We start from the raw sequence: 11,925 nt of genomic DNA on the forward strand, positions 1-11,925 counted from the left end.
AAGAACAAATCAAATGAGCGTGTTTATTCACTCATATACTCATCAAACAATGCTTCCTGATCTGGGTCATAGGTTTCTTTTTTCTCGATTTCAGCTTTGAAATCCTGATGCTGCAAGTAAATTTCCCGGGTCAGTGCATAAGGATCGGGGGAGTTTTGCAGCATTGATTCCTGACTCACTAATGCGGCTCGGTTTTCCATCCCTTCAAAGATAAATTTTGAAACACTGCCCCAAATATTCAGGTAAGAGAGCGGCGCATAGGCTTCATCGACTAAATCTGTCGCAGCACGGGGGGTATAAGGCCCGGCTCCGGGAACCATCAAATAGGGACCATTTCCGACGCCGTAATGCCCGAGAGCATCCCCGAAACCTTTTTGATCCGCTTTTGTGATTCCTGCTTCAGATGCAATATCAATTAAACCGAACAATCCGAAAGTGGTGTTTAACCAGAAACGATTAAAGTGAGCCAGTGCTTGATGACCATTCCCCATGATCAGGTTATTCACCATACTTGACGGTTCATCAAGATTTGAGAAAAAATTCGCGATAGCACGACGAATCGGATTAGGGACATGATCCACATAAGCGAGAGAAACAGGTCTGATGACGTAGGGATCAAGATAATCGTAGTTCAACGTCCAAAAGCTGCGATTGACACCTTCAAGCGGATCATTGACTGATGCATCCGGATTCTGCGTGTCAGCATGATCCGTTGTGCTACATCCAACCAAAACCAATATAATAAAGCCTAGACAAAGCCGCTTGATACGGTCATTCATTTTATTTTTCCGTTTTTCTTGCCTCAGATGTGAGCGTTCAATCCGGTGAAGCAATAATTTCCTACGATCAGTCGCTCAAAACCCGCTAAGTATATTGATATCGTTTATCAATAACAACATCAACCAACGCTATAACTTAAATTGAACCACTTCAATAAACTATATCGAGTCGTTCAACATATCTTCGGGGAAATTTAGCACATTTTTGTCATCGGAGCCGGGAAAGTTTGTGATGAACATACCGCACCACAGGTAAACAAGACGACGACGCAAAAATAAGTCGTATTGCGTAAGTTAAGCTAAAAGAATAACGGAAATTGAACAGATATCCATCTTTCAGACAGACTTTCATGGTTGTCAGCACTTTCTACAAGCCATAAAAAAGGAAGTCCGCAGACCTCCTTTTCATCATTTATACACTTTTCTTTTTTGGAGGAGTCTTTCGCCTGACAGCCCCACCGTCCGGACGCGCACCCAGCGGTGGCACTTTTTCCTCTCCGGAGAGTTTCTTCTGAAGTGAAAGCATCAGTTCAGCCTCAGCTTTAGGCAACTCACACTCTTCAATCAATTCATTAATATCAGCACCAAGCTGCACCATCTTCGAGGCCCGAGTATATAGACGGGCATCACTATCTTGTTGCTCCAACTCTTTAATGCGCTCATCCTGATGCAAAATAATTTGCTCTTGCTCGGAGATTTTTTGCCCTAAACCTACAACAACAGAACGCAGTTCAACAAGCTGTTTACTCGCCTTTTGCAACGATTTATCTAATATTCTTGACTCCTGACGGCGCATCTCAGACTGCTTTAAAACGAGGCGTCTCAAGCGGTATATTGCCAATAGCAGCAAGAAAACAACAAAAATAGCTCCCCCGAGTAATACGGGAAAGCTCAACAACATGTCACGATACATTATAAGTGAGCCACTTCATCCCACTCGTCATCATTCAAAAGCTTGTTCAGATCAACCAGAATCAACAACTTGCCTTCTCGATTGCTGACACCTTGAATGAATTTAGAGCTTTCATCAGTCCCGACACTTGGTGTCGTATCAATTTCAGAGGTACGCAAGTAAACCACTTCTGCAACACTATCAACCAGAATGCCGATGACTTGACGTTCAGACTCAATCACAATGATTCGAGTGTTGTCAGTCACTTCACCATCGATCAGACCAAAACGAGAACGAGTGTCAATGACCGTCACTACATTTCCCCGCAGATTGATAATCCCCAGCACATAATCAGGTGCCCCGGGGACAGGAGCGATCTCAGTATAGCGAAGGACTTCCCGGACTTGCATCACATTAATGCCGTAAGTTTCTTCCTCTAACTGGAACGTCACCCACTGAAGCACTTCATCATTAGACTTATCTTTTTTCACTTCTACTTCATTTGTATGAGACATACCTTATCCTCTCTAAGTCGAATCCGACACTAATGTTTTCGGTAAATCTAATCATTATCGAGTGCTTTAACATCTAATCCGGCCTTTAACATGGCGGTTAATGCTTCAACATGAATCAAAGCACACATTTTCTCTTTTACCATTCCGGCAAGCCAAGGGCGTTTTCCCGCCCGTTCACGCCAACGAACCTTTTCAGGATTCAATGATTCAGTTCCTCTCAATTGATCACATGCGAGCCCCCAAGAGCTGTCACCGAGCATCACAATATATTGATAGGACTCTTTATAATCATCATTCTTTAACTTTTCTGCCATCACCCAACGAGCCGTATCGACAACATCTAACTGCTGATCGCGATTTGTCTGCAAACCTAGGTACCATCGGGGTCTGCCAATTAAATGGCTGACTTTTTCAAGGCGATGGATCCCACCTAATTCATCCAACGGAACAGCAAATAGAATCTCATTGACTTCAAAATACAGCACCTGAAAATTTTCCGCCCGTTCGGTACTATGCCAGATAATATCGCCAACCGTGCCGCCAACCTGTGTCTGAGGTTCTGGCTGAATCTCTGCCTGCTGTTCAATATCTTCCCGGACGTCGTCTGCTTGAGTGGTCTCAGCGATACTCTCAGGCTCATCAGTCAAAGGCTCACTGACAACGTCAGCTGTCACAATTTCATCTTCTAATACATCATCCGATGAAATTTCGACATCCGGTGATGTTGCAACTTCAATCACATCTTCAGGTTGAAGATCAACATCCCAATCCTGTATCTCATCTGCTTCGACAGATACGTCCTGATATGCAAAGATCTCCTGAGTATTTTTATCCAGCAATGCAGCAAGATCTTCAATTTCATCAACCGGATTTGATGATTCCAGCTGATTCAAGAGTCGCTGCACATCCTCAAGATTCGGAAACTGTGCTTCATTTTGAGGCGATTCTGATGTTTCAGTTACATTAACACGCTGTGCCTGTAATTGTGGTACAACTTCAGATTCTTGCGAAACTTGTGCGTTTTTTTCTTGAACCAGCTCTAACTCCGCCGCCTCTTCATCTAATAAAGCAGCAAAGTAATCGTCTAAAGCCTGTTCACTCGATAACGCGACATCACGATTCATTAATCGCCAACCTCTCTAAGTAGATAAGCAATTGTTTGTATGCGAAAACGCCCCGACTCCCTTCAGCAAAGTGAGATGCTGGCAGACGTTTCAGACTCGCATCTCTAAACTTGGTATCAATCGGTACAGCAGATGTCCAGACTTGATCCGGATAGTCTTTCTTCAACTGGGTCAATGTCTGCAGAGAAGCTCTGGTTCTTTTATCATACATGGTCGGAACAATAGTAACTTTGAATTCCCGACTCCGAGACTTTTGCATGATACTCAACGTCCGAACCATCCGTTCCAGACCTTTCATCGCCAGAAACTCGGTCTGAACAGGGATCAAGATTCGGTCACTGGCTGCCAAAGCATTAACCATCATTACCCCCAAAATAGGAGGGCAATCAATCAAAACATAATCATATTGATGCCGAAGTGTCAGCAATGCTTTCTTTAGAATCAGCCCCATCCCACTCCGGTTACCCATCACACGATCCAACGTTGCCAAAGACATATGGGCAGGAATCAGATCCATCCCTTCAATGTCGGTCTCAATCACAAGAGGACGTACAGAATTTTCTTCCAGAGATGGCAACTGGAACAGATCAAATAAGCTTGACTCAACATGATCAGAATCATAACCGAGATAAGTCGTCAGTGACGCGTGAGGATCCGTATCCACCAGAAGCACCCGATGACCTTTTTTGCATAGCAGACCAGCCAACGTAATGGTTGTCGTTGTTTTTCCTACTCCACCTTTTTGATTGGCAATACTCCAAACAATCATCGGTTTTCCTTATGTAAGACCCACTTCTACCAAAATACGCTCAGCGATACGTTCCAAAGGCAAACTTTCAGACGATATTCCCGCTTTAGCGACAGCCTGAGGCATCCCATAGACAACACAACTCTCTTCGTCTTGTGCCCAAATCGTTGCCCCAGCTTGTTTCAACATTCGGGCACCTTCCCGGCCATCTGCGCCCATACCTGTCAATACAATGGAAAGCACTTTGTCGGCATAAATCTTAGATGCAGAACCAAATGTCACATCAACACAAGGTTTATAGTTCATCCGTTCACCACCATCGAGAATCCGAATTTTGGCAGCTCCCGGTCTCCCTTCAATCATCATCTGTTTTCCGCCTGGCGCTAAATAAGCCACTCCCGGTTGCAAAACATCACCATCAGCCGCTTCTTTCACTGATATCTGACACAGAGAATCAAGTCGACTCGCAAACGCAGCCGTAAAGGTCGCGGGCATATGCTGGATCAACAAAATAGGATGAGGATAATTCGCAGGGAGTTTTACCAATATTTTTTGCAGAGCGACCGGGCCACCGGTAGAGGTACCGATGGCGGTTAATTGATAACGTTTTCCACTGGCTTTAAACCGAACCGGAACGGAAGAGCTGGTACTGCCACTCAAAGGACGGGAAATTCGCCCTAAAGGCGTGCGCTGTGTTTCCGTTTGAGACGCAATCGTCGTATTCGGTCGAGAAGAAAGCGGAGAGACACGGCGAAGATAAGCCTTCTTGCGGGCAATTTCTAAAACTCGCTGTTGCAATAACGTAACGGCTTCATCACGGTTGCGGGCAATATCCTCAAATTTCTTCGGCAAAAAATCCATTGCGCCCGCATCGAGCGCATCTAATGTTGCTTTAGCACCATCATGAGTCAGGGAAGAGAACATCAATATTGGCGTCGGATTATCGGCCATGATTTCTCTCACAGCAGAAATACCATCTAGTACTGGCATCTCAACGTCCATCGTAATGACGTCTGGATTTAAGCTTTTTGCCTTTTCAACAGCTTCACGGCCATTGATTGCGACGTCAATGACTTCTAAACGCGATTCCGAGTTAATGATTTCACTAACACGACGTCTGAAAAAACTGGAGTCATCAACCACTAAAACTCTTATCGCCATATTTTCCCTTATTTAACCAATCAGTTAGATGCGAGATGCAGCCGCATAGTTTTTCAATAAATCAGGAACATCCAGTATTAATGCAATATGCCCATCACTGGTAATTGTTGCACCAGCCATCCCCGGCGTTCCCTGCAATAAATTATCTAACGGCTTAATCACAACTTCTTCCTGTCCTATCAGTGTATCGACGACGAAGCCAACTCTTTGGTTCCCCAACTGTACAATGACAACATGTCCATGCCCTTTACGATGCTCAATAATGCCCTGACGAGGTGCGAGCCAATTTTGTAAATAAAACAAAGGGATGGATTTTTCACGTACGATAATAGTCAACTGTCCATCAACCACATTGGTCCGACTCAAATCCAGATGGAAAATTTCACTCACACTTGCCAGTGGTAACGCAAATGGGCTCCCTGCGACACCAACCATGAGTGTAGGCAGAATTGCCAGTGTGAGTGGCACTTTAATGGCTATTTTGGTGCCTTTACCAATTTCGGAATCGATATCGATCGAACCATTCAGTGTGTTAATCGCCGTTTTGACCACGTCCATACCCACACCGCGACCGGATATGTCAGAAATCTGTTCTTTACTGGAAAAGCCGGGCATAAAGATAAGGTTAAAGCACTCTTTATTGCTTAAACGAGAAGCGGCATCTTCATCCATAAGCCCTTTCTTAACGGCAATGCCTCTCAGTTTATCCGGATTCATCCCTGCACCATCATCGATGATACAAAGTTCAATGTGATCCCCTTCTTGTGAAGCAGAGAGCAGCACTTTACCAGTCCGAGATTTACCCGATTTCACGCGGTCATCCGGCATTTCAATCCCGTGGTCGACAGAGTTACGAACCAAGTGAATCAGTGGATCCGCAAGCGCCTCAACGAGGTTTTTATCCAAATCGGTTTCTTCACCGCGCATTTCCAGCACGATATCTTTTTTCAAGCTTCTTGCTAAATCCCGAACAACCCGAGGGAAACGACCAAATACTTTCTTGATCGGTTGCATCCGAGTCTTCATGACTGCCCCTTGCAGGTCAGCAGTCACTACATCCAAGTTGGATACCGCTTTTGACATTTCTTCGTCATTGCTGTTCAAACCAAGACTGAGCAAGCGGTTACGAACCAGCACCAACTCACCGACCATGTTCATAATGGTATCCAGTGTAGAAGTATCCACCCGAACCGTGGCTTCAGCCTGTGGTTTCTTGGCGGCAGCAACTTCTTTGGATTCTCGGGTTGCAACCTGAGTTTTAGCTTCTGGCTTTTCTTGAACGGGTGGTGTAGCCGACGGTTTCGCTTGTGCGCTTACTTTGGGTTCTGTAGCTGGCTTTTTCGGCGGCGCGGTTTCTTTCTTGGCAGGTTCAACATTAGCTGATGCCGGTTTAACAGCCATTTCCAGCTCTTCGACTGATGGCCCTTTACCCGCACCATGTAATTCATCCAGTAATTTTTCGAACTCGTCATCCGTCATCAAATCACTGTCGCCACTATTTGAGGCCTTTGCTGACGATGCGGTTGAATCTACTGATGATGTTGTCTTCGGTGGAGAAGATGGCACAGCAGCAGCCTCTTTTCCTTCAACTGATGGTCCTTTGCCAACACCATGCAGTTCATCAAGTAACTTCTCGAACTCGTCATCGGTAATATCACCACTGTCATTCGTCGTCTGCTGCTGTGAAGGTGCTTTAGAAGGCTGCTGACCTGATTCTTGTGGCGCAGATTCTTTTGATGCGGATGGAGAATGATGAGCGGGAGATTTTCCTTTACCATGAAGCTCATCCAACAACTGCTCAAATTCATCTTGGGTAATTTCGTCAATTGAATTGGCACTTGTGGTATCTGAAGCGGCTTTGTTTTCTGGTGGCGGTGCTGCTTCGTCCTCAACCGGCATTGCAGGTTCATCATCAGGCAACGATGTGTCATCATCCGATGAGAGTATGACATCTTCTGATTCGTCTTCATCTGCCGAAGCGGGCTGAGAAAGTCGGTGTAATTCGTCAAGTAGGGCTGGATCTGCGGGTTCAAGAGGTTCACGATCTTGCACGGCCTGAAACTGTTCATTCACAGTATCTAAAGCCCGTAACATCGTATCCATGAGACCTGATGTTACTTTTCGCTGTCTATTACGTAATATATCAAAGACATTTTCTGCACCGTGACAGGTTGCGACCAACTCAGTTAAGGCAAGGAAACCAGCGCCCCCTTTTACCGTATGGAACCCTCGAAAGATTGCATTTAAAAGGTCATTATCTTCAGGATTATTTTCAAGTTCAACTAACTGTTCAGACAACAGCTCTAGTATCTCGCCTGCCTCAACTAAAAAATCCTGTAAAATATCTTCATCTAATTCGTAGCTCATACAGCACCTCTAAAAACCAAGACTCGATAACAAATCGTCAACTTCGTCTTGAGATGAAACAGCATCACTTCTTTCATGAGGATTCAAAATTGGCCCCTCAGGATCAGTAGACTGATGTTTTGTCTTATCTTCTTGTTGTTCTGATTGCTCTGTTCCAAACACGGTAAGAATATCGACTAATCGCTGCTCGACTTCATTAACCAGCGTGATGACCCGTCGAATAATCTGTCCTGTCAGGTCTTGGAAATCCTGAGCCATGAGAATGTCCATCAACTCACCACGTAACTCCGAACTATCTCCTTCAATTTGACTGAGAAGATCGTCAATTCTATGGCAGAGCGCTTTGAACTCATCTAATGCGATTCGGCCTTTCATGAGCTCATTCCATTGAGGACGAACATCCAATAACGTTTGATGCAATTGATCAGCGATAGGCATACAGCGATCAACAGCATCCATTGTCTTGTTCGCAGCAACCTCGGTTTTGGAAATGACGTACTGAAGGCGATCTTTTGCATCAGGAATTTCAGCCGTTGCTATCTCACTCATCCGTTCATCGATGGTGAATTCCTTGATTGACTCATGCAGTTCTCGGGTCAGTTCACCAATCTGCCGAAACATAGGATCAGCAGACTTAGCCTTATATATGCTCACCAATAATGCATTCGCTTCTTCTTTCTTGCCGCTTTCCAATAAATGGACGAGCTGTTGTGCTTGTTCTAATTCAATCATCCTGAAGAACCTTTATACGCGAATAAATGTTTCCCTTACCTGATCAGAAACACAGATCAAAGTTCAAGACTTATAAACGCTCAAAGATTTTATCCAACTTTTCCTTAAGCGTAGCCGCTGTAAATGGTTTGACAATATAGCCATTCACGCCTGCCTGAGCTGCTTCAATAATTTGCTCACGTTTCGCTTCGGCTGTAATCATCAACACAGGAAGGTGCTTCAGTTCCTCATCAGAACGAATGTGTTTCAGTAAATCAATCCCTTGCATTCCCGGCATATTCCAGTCGGTTACAACAAAGTCAAAATCACCTTTCTTAAGCATAGGCAAAGCCGTTAAACCGTCATCAGCCTCTTGAGTATTATTAAAACCCAAGTCGCGGAGCAGGTTTTTCACTATTCGGCGCATTGTTGAAAAATCGTCAACAATAAGGATTTTCATGTTTTTATTCAAAATTGCCTCCACTGAGTATGAGATCAGTGATATTTAGTCATTTTGTGTCCAAGAACGCAGCTTTGTTCTTAAACGCTGCATGGTTTGGCTTAATATTTGGCTTACGCGAGATTCACTTACACCAAGCACTTCACCAATTTCTTTCAAGTTTAGCTCTTCATCATAATAGAGCGAAAGTACTAAAGCTTCACGTTCGGGAAGCGATTTTATTGATTCAACCAATGCTTTACGAAATGATTCGTCAGCAACACCTTTAAATGGTGAATTCTCATCATCACTATCAAAAGGTGAAATAGCATCATCAGAAACACCTAAATCTTCGATGCCAACAATCCGAGAACTATTTATATCGGTCACGACGCTATGGTATTGATCTAACGACATTCCCAGATACTTAGCAACTTCTGTATCGGTCGGTTCACGATTTAATTCACCTTCCAGTACCGAAATTGCATGGCTGATCTCACGATTATATTTGTGAACCGATCGAGGAACCCAGTCTCCACGACGAATATCATCCAGCATAGCACCCCGAATACGGATCCCCGCATAAGTTTCAAAACTGGCACCTTTACTATTATCATAGTTTTTTTGCGCTTCGAGTAGTCCGATCATTCCTGCTTGGATTAAATCTTCAACCTGAACGCTTGGTGGTAAACGTCCAATCAAGTGGTGTGCGATACGCTTAACCAATACAGAATACTTTTCCAGAAAAGCCTGCTGATTATTGAGATTTCCATATTGATCGTACGTCAGCGCCTTATTCACCAAAAGGTTCCCCTACTATTTCAGTTCGATTTAGCAACCGTTCAACAAAAAATTCCAAATGGCCGCTCGGTGTTTTGGGTATTGGCCATGTTAATGCTTTATTCGCCAAAGAGCTAATCGCAAGCGATGCCGGTGAACGTGGAAATGCATCAACAACGATTTTCTGTTTTTTGACGGCCTGACGTACATTATCGTCTAAAGGTATACATGCGACGAGTTCTATGCCGACATTCAGGAACCGCTCTGTGACTAAGGTCAACTTCGCGAACAACTCACGCCCTTCCCGATAGCTCCGGACCATGTTTGCAACGATCTTAAAACGCGGCACCTGATGTTCACGACTCAATAACTTAATTAAAGCATAAGCATCAGTAATTGATGTCGGTTCATCACAAACAACGACAACAACATCCTGAGCCGCCCGAGCAAAGCTTACAACCATATCAGAAATACCAGCAGCCGTGTCAACCAACAACACGTCCATTTCTTCTTCCAGACTGCCAAATGCCCGAATTAACCCAATATGTTGTGCATGGGATAATTCCACCATGGACTTAGTTCCGGAAGTCGCTGGAATAATTCTAATCCCATATGGTCCTTCAACAATAGCATCTTTTAACTCACACTCACCAGCCAGGACATGCCCCAGATTCTTTTTGGGACGAATACCTAACATGACATCCACATTGGCCAATCCCAGGTCAGCATCAAGTACCATCACTTTTTTGCCCTGACGGGCCATACTCATTGCCATGCCCAAAGTGACGTTGGTTTTTCCAACACCACCTTTTCCACCAGTCACTGCAATCACTTTTGTCAGTGTTGGCTGACTTAAACGGCGCAGGCCGCTTGCTTGGTCAAAAATCATTTTATCTGTCATATCTATTCGCCGCCTAGATTCTCTCTGAGTCACTGCTCCAGTAGTGAGGCTCATTGTCAGCCGACTTCTCTAGCAATTCGTTCGCTTTCGCTACCATATATTTTGGCTGAGCAATCACAATATCTTCAGGGACACGCTGACCATTCGCGATATAAGCGACCGGTAACGCATTTTCTACCACTACACTCACAAACTCTCCCAAACTCAGGGATTCATCTAATTTAGTCATGATGCATCCGGATAAAGGAATTCGTCTGAAGTGGTCAATGGTTTCCTGAAGTACCTTTCTTTGTGCTGTTGCTGGTAAAACTAAATAACTTTTGATCACGCCACCGCGATCCTGCATTAAAGTGTCAAGTTGTTCAGACAAGCGCACATCTCGTTGGCCCATACCTGCCGTATCCACAAGAATCAGACGTCGATTTCGTAACTGTTGAACTACATCGGCTAACTCGTTGGAATCTTTAGCAACTTTTACAGGGCATCCCATAATTCTGCCATATATCGCTAACTGCTCATGGGCACCAATACGATAAGTATCCGTTGTAACCAACGCGACATTATCAGAACCGTACTCCATGGCTGCTCTGGCAGCTAATTTTGCAACGGTTGTCGTTTTCCCGACACCAGTCGGTCCGAGCAAGGCGACAACCCCACCTCGCTTTAAAATATCTTGATTGACGACCGGAATTTGATCCGATACTAACCCAAGCAAAGCACGCCATGCTTTGGGTGGTGGTGTATCTTCCGGTATATAACAAGCAAGCTGATCCGCTAATTCCAGTGATAACCCCATCCGAGATAACCGTTTGATTAACATGGCCCGAAGAGGCTCTCGACGCTCGACTTCCTGCCACATTAAACCAGAAACCTGATGCTCCAGAAGGCGTCGAATCGAATTGATGTCTTCTTTCATCAACTCCAGGTCTTGCGTATTCTGAACGTCTTCTTCACGTTTTTGGCGACGTTCATAACGGGAAGGATCCAGTTGAGGTTTGTGAGGTTCTTCCCGCTCTTCCCACCGACTAACGGGGGTCTGTTCTCCATAGCGTGAAGAAGGATTCTTTTCTTTTGCCTGACGCTGTAACAAAGATGACAACGTATCCTCGCGTGTCGGTTCTTCGTCTGACTGAGCTGGCGTATACTGTTTCAGTAAATTGGCAAAACGGTTGGTCATTGAACCACGTTGGCTTGACGACTGTTGCTGTCGTTGTGGTTTCTGAAGCGTTGCCGCAGCACGCTGACCGAGTTGAACACGATCGTCTTCCAGCTCACGCCGTCCTGATGAGCCAACAGAAGGTGAAGGCGTATCTCGGTAACGTGGTTGAGAATTATAACCGTGAACTTGTGTTTTAGGTGCGACAGTATCGCTGTCAACCGCAGCAACGATTTCTACCCCACCTGCAACTTTTTTATTAGACATGATCACTGCATCTGCACCAAGTTCTTCTTTCACTTGGAGTAATGCTGTTTTCATGTCTTTCGCAAAAAATCGTTTTATCTTCAAA

General features: G+C 44.7%; 12 protein-coding genes. All 12 read right to left on the reverse strand.

What is annotated here, in order from left to right; genetic code table 11:
- Positions 1 to 23 precede the first annotated feature (23 nt).
- Positions 24 to 779, reverse strand: coding sequence for an MlaA family lipoprotein (locus tag OCV37_RS10250; protein ID WP_051680448.1), 756 nt, complete (start codon positions 777 to 779; stop codon positions 24 to 26).
- A 412-nt stretch (positions 780 to 1,191) separates the two neighbouring features.
- Positions 1,192 to 1,680 (reverse strand): DUF2802 domain-containing protein, encoded by a 489-nt coding sequence (locus OCV37_RS10255; protein ID WP_390902260.1) that lies wholly within the window; start codon positions 1,678 to 1,680, stop codon positions 1,192 to 1,194.
- 11 nt (positions 1,681 to 1,691) lie between these two features.
- Positions 1,692 to 2,186, reverse strand: a complete 495-nt coding sequence (locus tag OCV37_RS10260; protein ID WP_021018794.1) for a chemotaxis protein CheW — start codon at positions 2,184 to 2,186, stop codon at positions 1,692 to 1,694.
- Between the two features lie 47 nt (positions 2,187 to 2,233).
- Positions 2,234 to 3,310 (reverse strand): chemotaxis protein CheW, encoded by a 1,077-nt coding sequence (locus OCV37_RS10265; protein WP_038179965.1) that lies wholly within the window; start codon positions 3,308 to 3,310, stop codon positions 2,234 to 2,236.
- Positions 3,300 to 4,079, reverse strand: coding sequence for a ParA family protein (locus OCV37_RS10270; RefSeq protein ID WP_038179963.1), 780 nt, complete (start codon positions 4,077 to 4,079; stop codon positions 3,300 to 3,302). Before OCV37_RS10270 ends, OCV37_RS10265 begins: the two co-directional genes overlap by 11 nt.
- Positions 4,080 to 4,088: 9 nt before the next feature.
- Complete coding sequence (locus OCV37_RS10275; RefSeq protein ID WP_038179960.1) at positions 4,089 to 5,219, reverse strand: protein-glutamate methylesterase/protein-glutamine glutaminase; 1,131 nt, start codon at positions 5,217 to 5,219, stop codon at positions 4,089 to 4,091.
- A gap of 24 nt (positions 5,220 to 5,243) precedes the next feature.
- Positions 5,244 to 7,586 carry a chemotaxis protein CheA gene (locus OCV37_RS10280; RefSeq protein ID WP_038179957.1) on the reverse strand — a complete coding sequence of 781 codons (2,343 nt, stop codon included), beginning with the start codon at positions 7,584 to 7,586 and terminating at the stop codon, positions 5,244 to 5,246.
- A 9-nt stretch (positions 7,587 to 7,595) separates the two neighbouring features.
- The gene (locus OCV37_RS10285; protein WP_038179954.1) at positions 7,596 to 8,318 is read right to left on the reverse strand and encodes a protein phosphatase CheZ; all 723 of its coding nucleotides are present in this window, start codon (positions 8,316 to 8,318) and stop codon (positions 7,596 to 7,598) included.
- Positions 8,319 to 8,388: 70 nt separating this feature from the next.
- On the reverse strand, positions 8,389 to 8,757 hold the full coding sequence (gene cheY, locus OCV37_RS10290) for a chemotaxis response regulator CheY (protein ID WP_038179952.1): 369 nt from the start codon (positions 8,755 to 8,757) through the stop codon (positions 8,389 to 8,391).
- 45 nt (positions 8,758 to 8,802) lie between these two features.
- Positions 8,803 to 9,537 carry an RNA polymerase sigma factor FliA gene (locus OCV37_RS10295; protein WP_038179949.1) on the reverse strand — a complete coding sequence of 245 codons (735 nt, stop codon included), beginning with the start codon at positions 9,535 to 9,537 and terminating at the stop codon, positions 8,803 to 8,805.
- A complete protein-coding gene (locus OCV37_RS10300) occupies positions 9,530 to 10,417 on the reverse strand; it encodes a MinD/ParA family protein (RefSeq protein WP_038179946.1) in 888 nt (295 codons plus the stop codon). The genes OCV37_RS10295 and OCV37_RS10300 overlap by 8 nt, the downstream gene beginning before the upstream one ends.
- Positions 10,418 to 10,430: 13 nt before the next feature.
- Entirely contained in the window at positions 10,431 to 11,924 is a 1,494-nt protein-coding gene (flhF, locus tag OCV37_RS10305; RefSeq protein ID WP_038179943.1) for a flagellar biosynthesis protein FlhF, read from the reverse strand.
- Position 11,925: the final 1 nt, after the last annotated feature.

The sequence above is a fragment of the Vibrio rhizosphaerae genome (assembly GCF_024347095.1).
GTDB lineage: Bacteria > Pseudomonadota > Gammaproteobacteria > Enterobacterales > Vibrionaceae > Vibrio > Vibrio rhizosphaerae.